Annotated in this window: 14 protein-coding genes and 2 pseudogenes; 5 read left to right on the top strand and 11 right to left on the bottom strand. The window is 68.2% G+C overall.

Annotated elements, in window-relative coordinates; translation table 11 throughout:
* Positions 1-18: 18 nt before the first annotated feature.
* Positions 19-723: pseudogene (locus tag LI92_RS24255) on the bottom strand (DUF2275 domain-containing protein); the annotation flags it as partial.
* Positions 724-847: 124 nt separating this feature from the next.
* Between LI92_RS24255 and LI92_RS04465 the strand changes: the two are divergent.
* Positions 848-2,365, top strand: a complete 1,518-nt coding sequence (locus LI92_RS04465) for a PPE family protein (RefSeq protein ID WP_046316387.1) — start codon at positions 848-850, stop codon at positions 2,363-2,365.
* A gap of 76 nt (positions 2,366-2,441) precedes the next feature.
* On the opposite strand, the gene LI92_RS04460 is transcribed toward LI92_RS04465, so the two are convergent.
* From LI92_RS04460 to LI92_RS04455, 3 genes and pseudogenes are all read right to left on the bottom strand, one after another.
* Positions 2,442-5,042, bottom strand: a complete 2,601-nt coding sequence (locus tag LI92_RS04460; protein WP_046316384.1) for a LuxR C-terminal-related transcriptional regulator — start codon at positions 5,040-5,042, stop codon at positions 2,442-2,444.
* 49 nt (positions 5,043-5,091) lie between these two features.
* A complete protein-coding gene (locus LI92_RS22160) occupies positions 5,092-6,162 on the bottom strand; it encodes a catalase family protein (protein WP_082109549.1) in 1,071 nt (356 codons plus the stop codon).
* A 36-nt stretch (positions 6,163-6,198) separates the two neighbouring features.
* Positions 6,199-7,980 (bottom strand): annotated as a pseudogene (locus tag LI92_RS04455) (peroxidase family protein); the annotation flags it as partial.
* 378 nt (positions 7,981-8,358) lie between these two features.
* Here LI92_RS04455 and LI92_RS23655 point away from each other — a divergent pair.
* The 3 genes from LI92_RS23655 to LI92_RS04445 all read left to right on the top strand — a co-directional run bounded on the left by LI92_RS23655 (position 8,359) and on the right by LI92_RS04445 (position 9,948).
* Positions 8,359-8,517: a hypothetical protein gene (locus tag LI92_RS23655; RefSeq protein ID WP_192829976.1), complete on the top strand. Its 159-nt coding sequence runs from the start codon at positions 8,359-8,361 to the stop codon at positions 8,515-8,517.
* A gap of 275 nt (positions 8,518-8,792) precedes the next feature.
* Complete coding sequence (locus tag LI92_RS04450) at positions 8,793-9,608, top strand: C1 family peptidase (protein ID WP_286134853.1); 816 nt, start codon at positions 8,793-8,795, stop codon at positions 9,606-9,608.
* 19 nt (positions 9,609-9,627) lie between these two features.
* Entirely contained in the window at positions 9,628-9,948 is a 321-nt protein-coding gene (locus tag LI92_RS04445) for a protease inhibitor I42 family protein (protein WP_046316382.1), read from the top strand.
* A gap of 66 nt (positions 9,949-10,014) precedes the next feature.
* Here LI92_RS04445 and LI92_RS04440 read toward each other — a convergent pair whose 3' ends face one another.
* Together LI92_RS04440 and LI92_RS04435 are read right to left on the bottom strand one after the other, a co-directional pair.
* Positions 10,015-11,760 carry a DUF6345 domain-containing protein gene (locus LI92_RS04440; protein WP_052740700.1) on the bottom strand — a complete coding sequence of 582 codons (1,746 nt, stop codon included), beginning with the start codon at positions 11,758-11,760 and terminating at the stop codon, positions 10,015-10,017.
* 75 nt (positions 11,761-11,835) lie between these two features.
* On the bottom strand, positions 11,836-12,408 hold the full coding sequence (locus LI92_RS04435) for a peptidoglycan recognition protein family protein (protein WP_052740699.1): 573 nt from the start codon (positions 12,406-12,408) through the stop codon (positions 11,836-11,838).
* Positions 12,409-12,565: 157 nt separating this feature from the next.
* On the opposite strand from LI92_RS04435, the gene LI92_RS04430 reads away from it, so the two are divergent.
* Positions 12,566-13,402, top strand: coding sequence for a DUF5995 family protein (locus LI92_RS04430; RefSeq protein WP_046316380.1), 837 nt, complete (start codon positions 12,566-12,568; stop codon positions 13,400-13,402).
* A gap of 10 nt (positions 13,403-13,412) precedes the next feature.
* Here LI92_RS04430 and LI92_RS21800 read toward each other — a convergent pair whose 3' ends face one another.
* From LI92_RS21800 to LI92_RS04405, 5 genes are all read right to left on the bottom strand, one after another.
* Entirely contained in the window at positions 13,413-14,516 is a 1,104-nt protein-coding gene (locus LI92_RS21800) for a hypothetical protein (protein ID WP_152665331.1), read from the bottom strand.
* A gap of 91 nt (positions 14,517-14,607) precedes the next feature.
* Positions 14,608-15,942: a hypothetical protein gene (locus LI92_RS04420; protein WP_046316378.1), complete on the bottom strand. Its 1,335-nt coding sequence runs from the start codon at positions 15,940-15,942 to the stop codon at positions 14,608-14,610.
* 24 nt (positions 15,943-15,966) lie between these two features.
* A complete protein-coding gene (locus LI92_RS04415) occupies positions 15,967-16,230 on the bottom strand; it encodes a protealysin inhibitor emfourin (RefSeq protein ID WP_046316376.1) in 264 nt (87 codons plus the stop codon).
* A gap of 16 nt (positions 16,231-16,246) precedes the next feature.
* On the bottom strand, positions 16,247-17,293 hold the full coding sequence (locus LI92_RS04410) for a M4 family metallopeptidase (protein ID WP_046316431.1): 1,047 nt from the start codon (positions 17,291-17,293) through the stop codon (positions 16,247-16,249).
* Between the two features lie 123 nt (positions 17,294-17,416).
* The gene (locus tag LI92_RS04405; protein ID WP_046316374.1) at positions 17,417-18,730 is read right to left on the bottom strand and encodes a phospholipase D-like domain-containing protein; all 1,314 of its coding nucleotides are present in this window, start codon (positions 18,728-18,730) and stop codon (positions 17,417-17,419) included.
* Between the last annotated feature and the right edge of the window lie 302 nt (positions 18,731-19,032).

The following is a 19,032-nucleotide window of genomic DNA, read 5'->3' as shown; positions in this document are numbered from 1 at the left end:
ATGACGGCGCCTGGGGCGGCTGATCGCGGCGACCGCAGCACTGCCCGCAGCACTGCCGTGGGCGTCTTCCCGAGCCGGGCGCGGGCGCGTGTCACCGACCCGCTCCCGCGTCACCAGCAAAGCAAATACCAAACCGATCAGCACCGGCAGGTGGCTGGCGATACGCGCCGCCGTCACTTGGCCGTGGTAGGCGTCGATAGCCACGTAACCACCCAGTGCCAGTGCATACACACCAGCAATGGCGGCCACACCCACCGCCAGGGAGGGCCAGACGCCGGCGGCGATCATTGCGCCACCGAGCGCCAAAAGCCATGCGGTGGACTCATGCAGCAAATGCGCGCCGGTGGCTGCGCCGTGGCCGTGAGCCGAGACCATGCCGAAGTGCACGCCCGCGATCTGAGCCATCGCCATCGCCACCTGCAGCGCCCCGACTGCGATCAGCGCCAGCCGTCGCACACCCCAGTGCGCCCAGCGGTCGTCATCGGAAATCCCGGTGACCGACGTCACTCCGGCGGCCGCCAGGATCTGTGCGGCCAAGTCGGGGCCGGCTTCGGTACCGGTGTCGATCTCACTGAGCCGCCGGGCCTGGGCAGCCGCTCCGACCAGCCAGCGCCGACAGCTGCGGCACGACGCCAGGTGCGCATCCACCTGTTGGGCGGGCAGGCCTTGCTGCTCGCCGTCCAGCAACGACGACAGGGTTTCGCGAACTACCTCGCACCGCATGCCGACATAGTGGCTCATTCAGCGCCCGGACACAAAGGTTGATTCGCACGGAACCAAACCAGCTCCCAGCGCGACTACTGATAGAGCAAACTGGGATCACGATACGGCTGAGATGAGGTGTTCGATGACCGCACCCGTCTGGTTGGCCTCGCCGCCGGAGGTGCACTCGGCACTGTTGAGCGCCGGGCCCGGACCCGGTCCGCTGCTGGAGTCGGCGTCGGTGTGGACGGCGATGAGCGCGGAGTATGCCGAGGTGGCCGCCGAGCTGGAGGCGGTGCTGGCCGGTGTGCAGGCCAGTACCTGGCAGGGGCCCAGTGCCCTGGAGTACGCGGCCGCGCACCAACCGTATCTGAGCTGGCTGGCCGAGAGCGCCGTCACCAGCACCATCACGGCCAACCTGCACCGTACGGCGGCGGCGGCCTACACCACCGCGCTGGCCGGCATGCCCACGCTGGCCGAACTCGCCGCCAACCACGCCGTGCACGCCACGCTGGTGGCCACGAACTTCTTCGGCATCAACACCGTCCCGATCGCCCTCAACGAAGCCGACTACGCCCGCATGTGGGTGCAGGCCGCGGAGATGATGACGCTCTACCAGGGCATCGCCGGGGCCGCACTGGCCTCGGTTCCGCTGGCCGCGCCCGCACCGCCGATTCTGGCGTCGGCCGCCGAAGCCGCCCCACCCGTGAGCTGGGAACAACAAGTCGCCGACCTGCTTCGGCAGTACAACATGGGCTTCGCGGACCCGATCGCCAGGTGGCTGTGGTCGCTGCTGGGGGTCGACGGATATCCGATCGAGGCGTTTCCGTTCGCCAGCTCGGTCAGCCAGATGCTGCTGCAGATTCCGGGTATGTCCCCGATTCTGGCCGGGGCCCTGGGCTGGACCACCTTCCACACGCTGACGCTGCTGTGGCCGCTGGGGCAGATCGCGGTGCAGATGGCGATCCCCATCGTCATGGCCGCCGCGCCCGCCTTGACCGCCGCCGCCGGGTTGGGTGCGCTCGGCGCTGTCGGCGCGGTGGGCGCGCTCGACCACATGCCCGAGCCGACTCCGCCGCTGCCGGTGGCCGGTGCTGCCACGCCGGTGGCCGCGGGCGCCCCGGTGCCTGCGGGTGCCGAGGCCTGCCCCTGCGCCGAGCCGATCTCCTCGGCCGGTCAGGCCGCGCCGGTCAACGTCAGCGCCGGGATGCCGGCGGGCGGGGCGGCCGGCGGCGGTCCGGGTGTCGGTTTCGGGCCGACCTCCTGCCTGTATCTGGTGAGCAGCGTTGCGTCGCCGGCGCGGCGCGCCAGCGGTGCGCGGCGCTCCCGCAGTGCGGAGGAAGACGCCGCCGAAGACCAGGACGCGCCCGCCGACGCCGCGGCGCTGACGCTGGCGCAGCAGCGCCGGCGGCGCCAGCGCGTCAAACAGCGCGGGTTCGGCGACGAGTACATGGACATGAACGTCTCGGTGACCCCGGACTGGGGTGCGCCGCCGGCGACGGCGAGCGCCTCGGGCTCCGGCGCCGGACCGTTGGGCTTCGCCGGGACGGCCGCCGACGGGCGCCGGCAGGCCGCGGGCATCGCGGTGCTGACCGGCGACGGGCTCGACGCCGAGCCGCGGGTGCCGATGCTGCCGGGAAGCTGGGACGAGCACCCGGCCTGAGCACCACGAGCCCGACGTTCTGCAGGAAAAGTGCGAGTAGCCGTCTGCACAACGTCGGTTTCGCGGTGGGCGGTGACTAGTTGGCGGGTTCCTGCCAGACGATCTTGGCGAGGTCGTCGCGGTCGGCGATGTCGAGTTTGATGCAGGCCCGGTAGATATGGCCTTCGACCGTACGAACCGACACCGTGAGCCGCTCGGCGATCTGCCGATTCGACAGGCCACGGGCGATCAGGGCCGCGATCTCCCGCTCGCGGGCCGTCACCGGCAGCGGTCGCGCCGCCGCTCTGATGGCCGGCGTCATCGCCCCGTCGCATTGGGTGGCCAGCCGCAGCGCCCGCGCCGCTGACTCCGCGCTGCGGCGCCGCTGACCCGCACGCTCATACAGCGGCACCGCCTGCGCGGCGGCGTCGGCGGCGGACAACACCATGCCGGCGGCTTCCAGTTCCACACTGACCGCGTCGAGTGCGGCCGCGTCCGAGGTGCCCACCGCACGCGCATGCTGGGCATAACAGCCCGCGACCGTCCCCCCGACGCGGGTGGCCAACGTCGCCAGCCGGCCCGCGACGGTGCGGTCACCGAACCGGGCGGCATGGTGCAACGCCTCAGCTTCGACCGCGCACTGACCCGCGGTGCGGGCCAGATCGGCAGCAGCACGGGCCAAGTCGACCGCCGAGCGCTGGCCGCCCTTCCCGGCGGCGAGCCACGCCTTGGCGATCATCAGCTGGGGTTCCCACAGCGCCTCATGCGGGCCGGTGTGTTCCTGGGTGGCGTCGAGCACCCGCTCCGCCTCGTCGATGTTGGTCAGCGCGGCATACGCGCGCACCAGCAGCACCCGCGCCGGCAGCTGCCAGGGCAGCGAGGCTTCGGCGGCCAACGCCGCGATCGCCTGCTCCATCGAGGAGATGGCGTCGCGGAATCGGCCCCGATAGGTCGCGACCAGGCCGGCCATGATCTTGGCGATGGCCCACCCGACGAATTGGCCGGCCGAGGAGAACTGCGTGTATTCGGCTACCCGCTGATCGGCCTGGTCGAGCTCCCCGATACAGGTCAGCGCGAGCACGTCGCCGTACCGCACCATCCCGCGCAGCATGCCGTCGGTGGCCTTCTGCTCGGCGCGGCACCTGGCGGCGATCGATGCGAACTCGCCGCCGCGACCTGCCAGCGGCATGGCCAGGCCCGCACCGAACGCGGCGAAGTCGACGGCTTGTTTGGGGGCGTGCGGGTCTGCCAGCACCCGCTCGGCTGCGGCCAGCCCCTCCTCGATCTTGTTCTGGTGGATCGCCATCGCCGATCCGGTGGCGTCCACGATGAGTTTGAGGGCCGGGTGTTCGACGCGGCTGTGCAGCAGTTCCAGCAGCGCGGTGGCCTGGGCGATATCGCCCATCGACCAGAACAGGATCGACAACCGGGGGATGCCCCACTGCACAAGCTGCAGCTCATCGAGGTGGGCGGGATCGAAACGGGTGAGGATCTCGTCGGCCTGCACCGGGCGCCCCTGCCACAACAGCGCCCGCGACAGCAGCTCGGCGGCACGCAGGCCGCCGCCCCGCTCGAAAGCCGAGCGCGCCAACCGCTCCCCCAGGGGCAGGTTCGACAAGAAGATCGCATCCTTGGCCGCGCTGATCAGCGACTCCATGTCGACCTGCTGGTCGCTGTCGATGCACAGGTGCGCCAGCCGGATACGGTCGGCAGCCGAATCCAGATCGCGTTCGCGAAGGACCTTCACGATGCGGCCCCGCAGGCTGCGCGCGGAGGCGGTGCCGATCCGGCGGCGCACGACGTCGCCGAACACCGGGTGGCTGAACCGGGCGCTGAGATGCCGACCGTCCTGTGTGACGCGGATCAGCCCCTGCACCTCGGCGGCGTCCACCGCCTCCTCCCCGGCCAGCTCGCACAACGCGTCTATGTCCAGTGGTTCGCACAGCGCCAGCAGCTTCAAGGCGCCCACCACCTCGTTGCCGGCGCGGTCGAGACGCTCGTCGAGCAACGCCGCCAGGCCCGACGGCACCTTGGTCGGCCCACGCAACTGCCACACACCGTTGACTTCGGTCAGGGTTCCCGCGTCGACAGCCCCTTCGACCAGGTGCCGCAGGAACAGCGGATTGCCGCCCGTCGATTCCCACATGACGTCGGCGCTGAGTCCCTCGAGCGTCCCGCCCAGGACCGATTCGACCAGCGCGACACACTGTTGTTTGGACAACACGTGCAGTTCGAGGCGCTGCAGGTGCGCGTCCTTCCACAAGGCGGTCACCGCGTCCAACACCGGTTCGCCGCTGCGCACCGTGCACACCACCCGCGCCGCGCCCTCCACCACAAGCTGGTGCAGCAGAGTCGCCGACAGCTGGTCCAGCAGGTGCGCGTCGTCCACGCCGATGACGGTGTCGCCGTCAGCCACCAGGGATTTCCGCGCCGATGTCAGCAGCGCGATCGGGTCGCGCGACGCCGACGCCTCCACCCACTGGGCGAACGCCCCCAGCGGGATGCTGCGGGAAGACTCCGTGCACGCCGCCCAGTGCACCCGGGAGGGCAGCGATGCGGTGACGGCGCGGGCCAAGGTCGTCTTGCCGACTCCGGCGGAGCCCACCAGCACGACACCGCGACAGTCCTCACCCGTCAGACAGGACCGGATCGCCTCGCATTCCGCGGGGCGATCAAGCAGCCGCCACCCGCCTGCCATGGATAGACAGTCTAAGTCGGCCCCGGGCACCTCACCAGCAGAAATCGGATCAATCCGGCAGCTGCCCGATGTCGACCGGTTCGAGGCGCGGCGCGGCGTTGACGTGGTGGCGGTACTGGCTCGACGCCTCGTAGACCCGCAGCTTGAGGCGGTTGATCGAGCCCAGCGGCCGGTGATCTGCCAGAGCTCGCCAGGAGTTGAACGACAGCACATCGTCGCCGAAGGCGCGGCGCTGCGGGCTGCACGGATTCTGCGGCGGAAAGGTTATCTTGGCCACCGGCCGGTGCGGTGACGCCTCTTCCGGCCACGCCACCGTGGCGTCTTCGATCGGCATCGTGGCAGTGTCGGTGCACAGCTGCACCCGCAGCTCGTATTCGGCGCCCTGGTCTGCGAAGAAGTCGATCATCAGGTCCCGGTGGGCCTCCGGGCCGGCGTCGCGGGGCACTCGCCGGCCCTGCAGGCTTTTCACCGAGTCCGACAACGGCGCGTAGAGCATCTTCGCGACGTAGTCGCCGTAGCGCAGCGGCGCCGACGAAAAGAAGGTCTCGCCCAGGATGTGGGTGTTGGGCGCGATGAAGACCGCGAGGTTCGGCGGCAGCCGCACGCCGACCTTGGTGGCCGCCGCCAGCACCTCGCTGCCCGCCCACAGCGCGCGGTCGGGCAGCATCGCCAGGACGCGAGCGGTCGGCATGCCCTGCGCGAGGTAGGCGTGCGCGTCGGCGAACAGGAACTCGCGGTGGGTCACCATGATGAGGTCCTGCGTCGTGGCATCGTCGTCGGCCAGAGCCCGTGGTCCTCCCACCCCGAGGACCTTGATCGCCAGTCCGCGGACACCGCGGATCTGATCGCTGCGCAGCACACCCGACGTCGTGGAGATCCGCGCGATCACCGGGTACGTCGCGGGTGCGGCGAACAGCCCCTGCGCCAGTTCCTCGGGCAGATCGGGGTAGACGGACAGTTCGCCGCGCAGGATCGCATGGCTCTTGGCGTGCGCGTCGCGCAGCCCATGCTTGAACTTCCGGTAGGCCCGTTCGTTGTTGTGGCGCAGTGCGGCGGTGATCCGCTCGATCACCTCGTTCTCGTCGGGCCGTGGCTGCTCCAGGTCCTCCCGGTAGCGCACGTAGTTCGGCGCGGCGCGGCCGGCAGTCGCCTTCGGTGCCGTGGACGGCGCAGCGCCGACGGGGTGCCACGGCGCGAAGGGATTGGCGACGCCGGCCAGGGCGGGCTCGAGTGCCGGAAAGTGCCGCAGCAGCACGCTGCGCATGTCGTTGTCGGCGACCCAGTCCAGGCCCGCCTGGGTGTAGACCTCGGGCCGGAAGTCCCGGGTGAAGAAGCGGTCGCTGGCCAGCCGCCGCGACGCCATCAGCACAAAGATCCGAAATGCGGTGTCGCTGAAGCCGAATCCCCGGGGCTTGGGTTCGGCATAGAGCCCGACCATCAGGTCGACCTGCTCCACGTCCGCGTAGACCTGGCGGAGTTCCTGCGCCCACACCGGGTTGTCGGTCAGCTCGTCGAACGATGACACCGGTTTGAGGCGCAACAGGCGCCGGAACTCGTTGTAGCGGGGCACGCCGCGCTCGCGCACCCGCAGTATGTCGGTGGCGGCCAGGTCGATCAGCGATCCGTCCGGGCGCTCGAAGTGCTGCAGCTGCCGGGGAAAGTTGTGCAACGTGAGGGCACCGGGATGCGCTCGGCCGAATGAGTAGAACAGGTGCGCCATCGGGATCTCGTCGAGCCGCTCACGCACGTGCCGAAGGGTCAGATCGGAGAACTCGTGTTCGGCCACGACACAGTCGTCGGCCAGCGAGCGGAACAGGAAGGTATCGGGGATCAGCGGATGCATGCGGTACACCGCCACGAATTCCTCAGTGAGCGAATAGGGAACGCCGTGGTGGTTGGTGGGCGATCCGGGTATGCCCTGCAGCACCTCGCTGTCGGTGATGCGCCCGAAGCGGCGCCGGAACCGCTCCCCCAGAACACCGAACCAGTTGGCCCGCATGGCAAGCACGGTGGTGGGGTGGGCGATGATGGCCGGTGTCCAGTCGATGGTGTGGATCTTGGCGATCAGCGCGGCATTGACCAGCCGAGCCTTGTCGTACAGTTCCTGATCCCCCAGCTGCGGGTAGCACTGCGCGAGCCGGTCGCAAATCGCGTTGTGCTCACGCATGAACAGTGAGTGCAAGATGGCCAGGCCGACCCAGAAGTTCCCGGCGGCGCCGGTCAGGTCGAGATGGCGCTCCAGTTCGACCGGCGGCAATCCCAGCTGGTCGAGCTTGAGCTGACCGCGGTGGCCGGTGCGCAGCGCCGCGCAGAATTCCGGTGTGGAGCCATAGATCTGCGAGGCGTCCCACCAGTGGGTCTCCCCGGTGACGAAGGTGGGCGGACCCTGCGGGTCGGGGCTGGGGTCGGGCGCCGCCCGTTTGATGGTCATCGGCCGCTGCGGCCAGGGATCGTGGTCGTGCAGCGGGATCTGCCAGGGCTGGGTGTCGACGGTGCCGTGGCTGAACCAGTCGTGGACCTCGAATTGGATCCACGCGGCGGCCAGCAGGTTCAGCGTGGTCGCCGGCTGGAAGTCGTCGCGGACGAGCAGCCGCCGGCTGATCAGCCGCGGATTGGGCTCGAGCAGCGCCTCGGGATCCTCCGGATAGGTGTATTCCGGGGGAACGTTGCGGCCGAACCTGCTTCCCAGCGAGCCCATCAGCGGGTCGTCGATGTCGTTATGGGTGCCGTTGAGAGTGCGGGCAGCCAGGCGGTTGCCGAACACCGGCCCGTCATCGGGCGGCTGGTCGGCGGCGCCGCGCCCGGCGTCGTAAAGGTTGTATGCCCGCAACTGATGGCGCAGCCCGACCAGAACGGCCAGGGCCAACGGCCTCGGTAAGCGCGACCACCCGATTGTGCGATCGGCCTTTTCTGCGGCTCTCGACATCAACCGCGACATTGTTGCGCGCACTTCGATACCGCCTCTCTGTGTTCTTTTTCGGCGCCCATTCCGCCCTCATCGATCGTGGAACGTCACATCGCAGCGAACACGAGTATTCGAATACTTCATCTTCGGTGATTCCGGGGCGCGCGTACACCCCTTTACCTGTGGATTCGTGGTCACCCGTGGCGGAAGTCAGGTAGCGCTCCACTCGTGCCGCCGGTTGCCCGGCGGACCTAATTTTCTCGCATCACACGACCGACGATGTCAGGAGAAATTGAAATGTCTGTGTTATCGCAACCGCGAACCGCCGCAATTGTCGAAGCGGTTAATTCCGTACCGCTGCCGGCCCCCGCTCTTGTCACCGCAGGGGCGACGCTGCCTGGGACGGTACCGGTGGATTTGCCGCGTCTGCGCGCCGGGCACCGGCTGATGGCCATAGCCCGTCGGGCACTGGCGTCGCTGCCCAGCCTGCCCGACCCACCGGCGCGGTACCCGCGCGTACGTGACTACCTGGAGCCCTCGCGCATGGCGCGCGAGATGTACCGGCTATGAGCGTCATCGTCGCCGGCTGCGTGGCCATGCTGATCCTGCTCTTTTCCAGCGGAGCGCATGAGGCGCAGTTGTGGCTTGAGCGCTGGGACTACGACCGTCATTTCGAGGACTGAGCCGCGCGATGAGCAGGCCGGGTCGGGTGTGGCCTTGCCACGTGACCCGCGCTCACCTCAGTTTGAGGTAGCCCACTACCCGTGCTGAATCCCCTTTGCGCTCCGGATCATTGGATTCCTACCCGGGCATCGCGCCCGGACCGATCACAGGAGGTCACTGAAATGGCAAAGGTCGCAACACGGCGCAGGGAACGCAAGCGGATCTGCAATCTGGTTCCCACACCGCCGAAGAGCATGCAAACCGACTGGAAGTTCACCGACGCGCTGGCTGCGGGGGTCCTCGGCGCCCCGGCCGCCCTGCCGGCCCACGTGGACCTGCGCAGCTCATGGTGGGGCATCGGCGATCAGGGCAACACCGGATCGTGCGTCGGCTGGGCGTCGACCGACGGGGTGGCGCGGTACATGTTCGTGACGGCCGGCCGGCTGGCGAAGACGGAGAGGTTGTCACCGCGGTTCGCCTGGATGGCGTCCAAGGAGACCGACCAGTTCACCTCGCGGCCGGAGACGATGATCGAAGGTGCAGGTACCACGCTGAAGGCGGCGGCCGACATTCTGCGCAACTACGGCGCGGTGCCCGAGTCCATGCTGCCCTTCAAGATCAACACCGCGATGTACTCCGGCAACGAGAACACCTTCTACGCCACCGCCGCGACGCACAAGATCGCGTCGTATTTCAACCTGCAGCTCAATCTGGACAATTGGCGTGCCTGGCTGAGCCAGCACGGCCCCATCCTGGTGGGCCTCAACGTGGATGCGACGTGGGACAACGCGGCGACGACGGGAGGCAAGCTGGATCAGTTCCAGCCCGCCACCGTCCGGGGCGGCCATGCCGTCACGGTGGTCGGCTACACCGACGAAGGGCGCTTCATCCTGCGCAACAGTTGGGGCACCGGCTGGGGTGACGACGGTTTCGGCTACGCGAGCCCGGAGTACATCAACGGCGCCTTCTTCAACGAGAGCTACGGGGTGGCGTTGTGATCACGAGGCGCGCGGCACGATGGCATTGCGTCTGACCGAGCGTGACGACGGCCGCCGCATTCAGCTGCGGGTCGGTGACACGATCGAGCTACGACTGCCGGAAAACGCCCCAGCGGGTTACCGCTGGGGCGTCGACAGTCTCGATGAGCGATTGTTGGAGCTCACCGAAACCTCCGGCGACTATCCCGCGGCGACGGGTTCGGCCGGTGTGGCCTGCTTTCACCTCAGGGTTCGGGCGCCGGGTGAAAGCGTCCTGCGGCTCACCTACCGGCGAAGCTGGGAGGGCGACACCGGCGTGCTCAGCCGCTTCGCCGTCACGGTTGTGGCGGCATCGCGGTAGGGCGAACACAGCCGACGAAACCCGGGTTCGCTTTCGCCGGACCCGGGTTTCGTCGCGGCGGTGGAATCAGTCGAGCGGGGCCTCGACGCGGTAGCGCTTGAACAGGCCGTTGCCGAAGTCCACCTCGATCTCACGAGTGGCCACCAGCACCGCCTGGTCGAGCTGCACGGCGTAGCCGACTTCGGTGGTGCCGGGCACCAGCGAGTAGCCCACCGGCATCTGGCCCTTGGTGGCCCAGCGCGCCATGTGCTGCGCCCACGACGCCCCGAGACGCTGCTCTACCGGGTCCTGGTCGGCTGTGACACGCGTGGATTGTTCGGCGCCGTCCGGGGTCGGGGTCGGGCTGCCGCCGCCCACGCCGCGGGTGAGCCGGTCCACGGTGCGCACCGAGCTGGCGACCCGGGTGACCGTGCCGTCGTTGTCGACACAGACCCGCACCTCGCCGGCACCGGGGGTGACCACCGGCAGACCGTTGATCATCTGTCTGAACGTCACCGTCGTGCCGGTCACCACCGGGTCCAGCAACTCGCCGTCACCGTTGGCGCTGCCGCCGGCCTCGGCGGCGTATTGCACCTTGTCGAAGACCAACTCGGCGTCACGGGTCAACCCGTACAGGCCGAGGGCCTCTTGGGCGATGGCCCCCGCCTGGCTCACCGGGATCTGGTCGTGGTTGCTGTCGTTGTGGTGCTCGAGCTGCGCTTCCAGCGACCCGTCGGCGCCGAACGCCAGCCGGGCATCCCCGTCGCCGATCCGGAACGCGCCGGTGGCCGACACCGCGACCTCGCGGGAAATGCTGACCCGGACCCCGAAGCGCTCGACCGCCGAGCGAAGGGCTTTCGGGCTGACCTCGATCGGCCGCAGTCGCGCGCCGCGGACATCGACCGGGACGGTGAGCTGCCGTTCCCGCGTATTCAGATTCGCCGGCGCCAGACTCGACGCGTAGTACCAGCGCCACTGCCACCAGTTCTTGCTGACGTGCCCGAAGTTGAACAGACGTTCGTTGTTGAGGCGGTCGCTGGCCTCGGCCTGCGTTGCGCCGCAGGCGACGACAGACGGCACCTGGCCGTGAGAGATCCGCCAGCTGGCGTCCATCCAGGCAGTGCTGAAGGACTTCCCCTTGTTCCACTCCTCGAAGAAGTACTTGCCGTAGTTGCCGTCATCCACGCTCGTGGTCTCGAAACCGAACAGCATGCGAAAGCCGAGATTCGCCGAGTTCCAGGTGATGATCGGGTTCAGCGGGGCGTACACGGGGCAGGCGAAACAGGTGGACCAGAACAGGTAGTTGGCCCGTTCGTTGCCCAGCCGCATGTTGGACGCCCATGCGTTGGTGCCCTGGTTGTTCCAGTTGCCGCCCAGCGGGAACCACACACTGCCGTCCGCGCGGCGGCCGCCGTGCCCGGAATGGTAGGCGACGTTGACCGCGTCCATGCCATAGGTGTCCTGCCAGTCGTCGAAGTCCTCGTAGTAGGACCAGATCTGGACGTTGCCGTCCTTGTACCAGAAGTTGGGTGCGGTGAACTTGCCGACGTATCCGAGGAAGCCGGCGGCATCCTCGTGGGTGTACATCAGCGACCCCGCGTCGGCGAAGGTCTCGACCGAGAAGGCACCGTAGGCATTGGCACCGCCGCGTGCGTCACCGTCGGCCGCAACCACAGATGGCGTTGCCCCTTGCGGGTTGTCCCCGGACGCCGAACCGAAGACCATGCGTGCGGTGCCGTTCCCGTTGTGCGCCGTGCGCGACGCGGCCCGGGTGACATGGGGCTGAGTTGTGCTTGTGGCCAGCGTCTTCAGTCCGGCCTTCTTGGTGGGCATATCGACTCCAATCTCGGGTGGTGACTTCCAATCCCGATCATCGATCTGCCGAAAACGCGCCCATAGCGTAGGCAACTACCTGCCTTCGCCTGTGCTGCGGAAGGTTTCGTAGGCGGCCCGCGGTGCGCTCAGCCGTGCGGCGACGTCCGCGCGCAAGCGTTCCACATCGAGTGCACCCGGGTCCCACTTGCGCGGGTTCCACTCCCGATGCCCGAGCACATGGGTGCTGGGCCGGCCCAGTCTGCGCAGGATCGCCGCACAGCAGCGCACCAGCGCGTCATATTGCGGCGGCCCCCAGCCTTCGGTTCCGGTGTTCACCGCGCGGATACCGATCGTGTGCTGATCCGCCTGGTCGGCGGGCAGGCCGGGATAGCGGCCCGAGCCGGCGTGCCGCGCGGTGCCGGCCGCGACAACGGTGACCGTGCCGTTCTGAGCCAGGTGCAACTGAGCGAGCGGGCCCGTCACCCCGACGGTGCCGCCTGCGATGCGCTCCGGCGGCGCCTCGTTCGCACCGGTGTGGTGGCAGATCACGCCCCAGATGTCGGTGAAGTCGCCGAGCCCGCGAAACCGCCAACGGGGGAACTCCACGACATCGAGTCCTTCGCGGCGCAGCACGTCGGGCAGCCAGAACGGATTGATCGAAGACATCTGCGCCCCTTCCGTACTCGGGGACAACGCTAGGACCGCTCGCACGCCCCGCACGCGAGTAGCGCGCTACCCGCCTGTGCGCCAAGAACTGCGGCGCAACAAGTGACGTAGCGGACTACGCTAGCGACCGCGACCCCACCGGTGGATCCTCGGAAAGATGAACTCCTTCGCGCCCCCACCGGATCTGCCCGCGGCCACCACGCTCGACGAGGTGATCGCCCGCATCGATGCCGTGGTCGAGTGGTCGATCACCTCGTCGAGCCGCCTGGGCTACTTTGCGGCACTGTACAAACGGATCACCATCGCGGTGCGCACAGCCATAGCCCAAGGTGTGTTCGCCGACGGGCCCCGGATGGAGCGGTTCGACGTCGCCTTCGCCAACCGCTACCTCGACGCACTCAACGGGCACCTGCATCCACAGCGGTACCCCCGGCCAACCCGTTCCTGGGCGGTGGCATTCGGCGAGGCGAGCGCGGGCGACCCGATCCTGGTGCAGCACCTGGTCGCCGGGGTCACCGCACATATCGCACTGGATCTGGGTATCGCCGCGGTCCAGGTTTCGCCCGGACCGGCGCTGTGGACACTGCGTGAGGACTTCACCGCGATCAATGCGGTGCTGGCGGCCCAGGTCAGCGACGTCGTCGGCCGGCTCAACCAGCTGTCACCGGCCTTGGGCGAGCTGTATGCGTTGTTGGGGTCCGGCGAGCTGTTCGCCATCAACGCCGCGGTGCGGGCGATGCGCGACAGCGCCTGGCGCTTCGCATCGCTGCTGGCGCAAGAGCCGGTGATCGCACACGGCCCCACGATCTGGGTCCGCGACCGCTGGGTGGCCCGCCAGGTGGTGTCGGTATTCGAGGCAGCCGCGCTGTCCCCGGTGTCGCAGGCGGTCATCCGCGAGATCGCCGAGCGGGAAAGCCGCAATATCGCGGGCAACATCAGGGGGCTCGACGCGATCGCGGCGACTCCGGCGACGCCCATCCGGATCGCGCTGTGACGTCGGCGGCTCACCGGCCGTCCGGGCCGGCGTGGGCCGGTTTGGCCGCGTCGCGGTTGCGGCTGGGAATGCTGTCGAGCACGTTCTGGGTCTGAATGTCGATGAGCCTGGTGAAGGCCTGCTGCGAGCCGCCGAAGATCAGCGCGTAGGCGACGAGCTGCGCTCGGCCCGCGGCGGCGACATCGGGGCCCAGGACACCGGCGCGGATCAGCAGCAGCCCGGCCAACGCCGTCAGCGCCCCGGTCGGCAACTTCACCAGCAGCGAGGCCATCGGAACCGCGTACGGCGTCGAGGAGCCGCGCATCCGGCGAATGGCGACCGACCCCAACAACCCCGCACTGAACAGTCCGATGAGTTCGACCAGGAAGACGTCACCCCCGGTGGGCGCCCATCCCCCCGTCGGGCAGGTGGCTGCCGCCGGATGATCTGCCGCGCACAGCGCGAACCAGCCCGGCGCGCGCCAGCCGAGTAGTCCGATGCCGACAGCGAACAGCGTGAGCACGAAGGTGGCTCCGAACAGCAGATTGCGAAAGCTGCGCGTCCGGACGTGTTCGTCGGCGCAGGCCGCGTAGATGGCCCGCACGTCCTGGGCGATGGCGCCGCGGTCCTGGTCGGTGAGGGCTTGTTTCGCGGCGTACTTGCGCAGGTCGTCCAGCCGGGCATCGTGCGGCTTGAGCAGCAGAGCTGCGTCGGCGATGATGTCGGGCAGTTTCGCGGCGACGGCGTCCGGCGGCGACAGTGCGGTGAGGGTGATTTCGACCGCGTTGATGTGCCCCAGCGCCCGGGCGACATCGACGCCCGTCCAGGCATAGCGCAATCCCGGGCGGCTCTTGACGGCCGCGTCAGCGGCGCGCAGCCTGCCCTTTGCCACGCCCAGCCGGCGTCGTTGCGCCGCGGACATCTCGCTGCCCAACTGCTCGATCAGACAGTCGATCTCGACATCCAGATCGACGATCCGGCTCTGCGCGGATTCTCGCCACGCGGCGTGCAGTCTGCGCTTCGCCGGCGTGATGGGCGCCAGCGCCGTCGGCTCCGGATCGGTTCTGCCGGCGCCGGTGTCCATCCAGCGAACGACAGCATCGGTGTTCGCGCGGTTGCCTGATGAGCGGGTCATGGCGCATCCCTTTCCAACGGTGGCCGTATCCCACTATCTGCCTGATCGTCGCCGGCCGGCACGAGTAGCGCCGTACCCGAATTCACCTGCGTCAACGCCCAACATCGGCGTCCGACGGCACATACTCGGCTGAGTTCGTCACAATCGCGGTGGGATTCGCTCTGTCGATCTGGTCCATGGTGTCGACGTGCCGAAGCGGATCGTCGATGGTGTCGCGGATGCCGTAGAACGTCATCAGATCCGGTGCCTCCCAAGTCGGCGCCGGTGGATCGACCACGACGTAGACCCTCGACATCGGATGATCCGCGACCAGCTCCTGGATGGCACCGGTGGAGGCGAAACGGGATTCGGCGCACAAGACGCCCGCTTTGCCGTCGCCGAAGTCGTGCATCTTGCCGGCCTCGTCGAAGAAGGCGAACGGGTCGCGCACAAGCGAGACTTGCGGCGGGTAGCACGTATGGGTGTCCTTCAGCGTCCGGCGGGTGACCACGACTCCGGTCACCGAGAGCCGGACCAGCCGGACCTTGCGCGAGTCGATGTCGATCACCACTTTGTGCTGCACCGTTCCCCCGGGCGAGAGAAAGGTGTAGTCATACGGGGCCGCAAACAGGTTGGCGTACAGCAGCTGGGATTCCACCGGAAGGTTAGGGATTTGGCGGTACTCGCCTTTCAGGACCCGGCCCTGCGGCGTCAGCCCGGCGAGAAGGTGTTCGGTGCTGGCCGGTTCTTCCGGCGTTCCCACCGGATATGCCGTCACGCGCATCAGCCCCGCCGGTACCTCGACCTGCACCGGGCCACGGTTGTGCAGGGTCACCGTCGCCGACAGATGGACGATCGGGCCGGTCGAGCCCGTCGGCGACAGCTCGGCGTTGAGGTCGACGAGCGGGCGTGCGGACGCGGGCAGGTATTCGGTCTGCATCCAGAACTGAGCCAGGCCCACCAACGGGAACAGTGCGACCGCGACGGCCGCGCCCCTGCTGAACGCACCGCGCGCGTAGCGGCCGAGGTAGAGCACCCAGCACAGGGCGATACCGCCCATCAACAACACGATGCCCGTGACACCCAGGAGCTGACTTACCGGGCTGCGCTGATCGACCATCCAGACATAGACGGCCAGGCTCGCGATGAAGACCTGACTCACGGTGGCGGTCAGCGCCGCGCCCCGCGACTTCTTCGCGATCTGGATCGATGCCAGCGCGCAGGTGATGCCGATCGCGGCGAGCAGCGCCGTCCCGATCAGGTCCCACGCGGCGCTGGTCAGGGTCGCATTACGGACAGCCAATCCGAGCACCAGTGCGGCGTCGAGTCCCACCCAGACCACCAGCACGACGCGCAGCGGCCTGGACACCGCGCCCAGGTCGGCCACCTGGTCTGCGCCGGGCGCGTGATCGCCGGCGTCGTCGATGTGTCGCTGCAGCGTGATCATCGGTGCTCCCTGGGATATGTTGCGCTAGATCGTTTCTCGCACCAGCCTGGTCACCGACTGCGGCAGCAGGCTTTCGGGTATTTCCCGGGCGGTCTCCCCGGCCGGCGTTCGGCGCGTCACCAGATACGTGTAGCGATCAGCGCCGGGATCGGGCGGCAGCGGCGCCGCGCTGTCGATCAGGCGGTCCAGCGCCGCCCGGGACTGGGAATCCAGGGCGTCGGCCGCCACGCGACCTGTGGCTGGCAATCCGGCCAGTCCGCCGCGCCTTTCGATGACGTATTCATTCATGGGTGCCCCGCTTGCGCTACGCGACGCCGACCGCCTCCCACGCGGCGTCAACTGCACTGTATACAGCGGAATCCGTCGCGAACAAGGACTTTGCCGCCGACCGCGTCAGGTTGGCGAATGCCTTCATCTTCATGTTCGGCGAGGCTTTGGGGCTGGTGAGTGCCGCGTACCACGCCTTGCCGGCCTTCTCCCAGGACTGTCCGCCGATGGCCTTGGCGGCAAGGTAGAACGCGTGGTTGGCAATGCCGCTGTTGGTGTGCGGATCGCCGCCTGGCACGTAGTCTCGGTAATCCGAGGGCTGCCGGGACAGGCAGTGCTGGGCGCCGGGGTCGGCCATGTCGCGCAGGCAGGTATAGCCCTTAGCGGCGGCCTTGGGCCCGATGATGTCGGCTCCGATCAGCCAATCGGCCTGGTCGACGGTCTGGTCCTTCCGCCACTGCCGGAACATGGTGCCGAACACGTCCGAAACACTCTCGTTGAGCCCGCCGGCCTCGTTGGTGTAATTCAGGCCCGCCGTGAATTGCGTTACCCCGTGCGTCAACTCGTGTCCGATGACGTCGGTTGACGCGGTGAAGTCGATGAAGACCTCGCCGTCGCCGTCGCCGTAGGTCATCTGGGTGCCGTTCCAGAAGGCGTTGGAGTAACGCACGTCGTAGTGGACCGACGAGACCAGGGTCATGCCGGCGTTGTCGACCGAGTTGCGTCCGAAACACTGGGCGTAGAAGTCGGCCACGGCCAGCGTCTCGTGGTAGGCGCGGCCAGCGGTGGCATCCGACGACGAGTCCGGGTTGAGGACGGGCGCGCCGGGAAGCGACCGGGTGTTCTTGCAGTTAAACACCGTCGCTTCCGGTTGGGACGCCAGCGCTCCGGAGACCGCGGCACCCATCGGCAGCATGCCGGCCTGGCCGGCGCGGATCTGCGCGGCCCGGAGGCGACGCCATACCGGCTCGAGCGTGCCGGTGTCACGCAGCGCCTGGCGTGACCGGGCGGACAGGGATTCGTCGGCGGAAAGTTCGTCCAGCACGTGCTGGGGAACGATGAAACAACCGCACCGTGTGTCCATGACAGCCTCCAGGTTGCTCAGGCGCCCCTGTTTGGGGCGTTCCATTGGTGGACACCGCCCATGCTCGGCGCGGTCGCCGCTTGCGGTCACGAGTAGCCGACTACGCGAAATCGGCAGTGGGAATCACACTTCGTCGTAGTCGGCGGGCTCGACACGCACCAAACCGCCGGCGGCGAGCTCGGCACGGTTCAGCCGGGCGGTCCCCAGGCCCTGCTCGGGGCTGGTGAATGCGCTGTCCCAGTCGGTCGCGAAGATCTGCGCGAAGTACTGCGCGATCCCCGCATGCGGCACCCACAGTCCGGCCTCACGGTTCTTGGTGAGCGCGGAGTCCGACCAGTTCTGCGACGACACCAATACCGCTGCGCCGTCGATCACGATCATCTTGTTGTGGCAGTGCACCAGCTGATCGGTGTTGATGTAGCGGATATTGGCGTCCAGTTTGAGGTCGTAGTCCGCGGCGAGCACATCGAGGTTGCGGTACTCGCGCGGAAGATCCGACCGGTCGAAGATCTTGCCGAGGACGATGCGCACCTCCAGCTGCGGATGTTGCCGACGCGCCGCGGCGACGGCGTCCAGGAGTACCCGGACCTGGGCCTGGTCGGCCCTGATGTACTGCTGCTCAAGGAGAATGGAGTGCGTTGCCGTGCGAATCAGCGCGGGAATCACGTCCAGGTAGTTGTCGGGACTGAGCACCGGCTGGATGGTCAGCGGCGCGTCGAGTTCGAACGTGCGGCTGGTGAACAGTTGCGACGGCCGGTCGGTCGGCGCTCGCTCCACCAGGATCATCCCCGGTTGCGGCGGCTCGCCGAGTCCGTCGGCGGCGACCGCGGGCACCGCGGCCATATCGCGCCTCAGGATCCGGGTGAACAGCGCGGCCAGCTCCGGGGAACGAATCGCCAGCCCCGCGTCCCGATTCCCGGTGCGAAACACCGGACCGCCACCTCCGTCGGCCTCGTTGAGCGGGATGGAATTGGCGCTGTAGTTGCCGCTTTGCACCAGCGTCCACTCGTCGTCTATCACGATGACCTTCTCGTGCGCGGACGCAAAGACCTGAACACTGGGGTTGGCGCACGACGGCGCCGGCACGCCCACCACCCCCATGTCGACAAGTTCCCGGAAAAGCCCGGCCTCTGCGGGACTGTCGATATCGAGCATGAGCGACACCGCCACTTTGCGGGCCAGCGCGTCAAGCAGCAACTGCTTCATGTAGGCGGCGGAGAAGTCGTAGATGCCGATCAGGATCGACCGGGTGGCGGCGTCGAGGAGTCTTTTGGTCACCGCGTAGGTGGAGTCCGGTGACGCGTAGGCGATGACCTCGCTGTGCACGTTGACAGCGGGGATGGTCTGCCTGGTGTAGTCCCCCAGGCGGCACCGCCGGTCAACCAGCGATACCGGGAAAGGCGCAGGGGCCCCGGCCGTTTCGATCCACATAGGCATGAGGAGTGCCTCCCAGTCTGACGGAGATCGCGAAGTGGTTGGCACCGATGTTCGCGCGGCAAGCCGGCCGTGACGCGAGTAGCCGACTACCTGAAATCCCGGCGATCCCGGTCCCGGCGGGCCCGCCCGGCGCAGGAATCGAGTAGCCCACTACCCGTGTGCAGCCGGCGCAGCCCGACCCAGGATGGGCCGGAGACCAGCGGAAAGGAGTCCTGCCATGCAGATACCGCGACTGACGGTTCGCAGTCCGCAACCGTTCGACATCGTCGGCGACAGCTTCGTTCCTGTCTCTTATACACATC

It is taken from the genome of Mycobacterium sp. UM_Kg1 (assembly GCF_000972925.1).
Lineage (GTDB): Bacteria > Actinomycetota > Actinomycetes > Mycobacteriales > Mycobacteriaceae > Mycobacterium > Mycobacterium hiberniae.
Note: the sequence above shows the minus strand (reverse complement) of the source record. Positions and strands in the feature narration are given on the sequence as shown.